Annotated in this window: 1 pseudogene; it reads left to right on the forward strand. The window is 49.0% G+C overall.

Features of this window, described 5'->3' with window-relative positions:
- Nucleotides 1-210 (forward strand): annotated as a pseudogene (locus CWC16_RS19465) (phosphoglucomutase, alpha-D-glucose phosphate-specific); the annotation flags it as partial.

Raw genomic sequence — 210 nt, forward strand, 5'->3', positions numbered from 1 at the left:
TTGGAAGGTGTTAACCAAGTGTCGCTTAATGAGGCTCTGGCTTCAGGGTTTATCACTGAGTACGATTACATCACGCCTTATGTCAATGACCTGGAAAATGTCATCGATATGGAGGCTATTCGCAAGGCGGGCATTAAGATTGGTGTCGATCCACTGGGCGGTTCCGGCTTGTATTACTGGGAGCCCATTGCGAAGCGTTATGGGCTGGAT

Source organism: Pseudoalteromonas sp. S3776, assembly GCF_005886915.1.
In the GTDB taxonomy this organism is placed as follows: Bacteria; Pseudomonadota; Gammaproteobacteria; order Enterobacterales; family Alteromonadaceae; genus Pseudoalteromonas.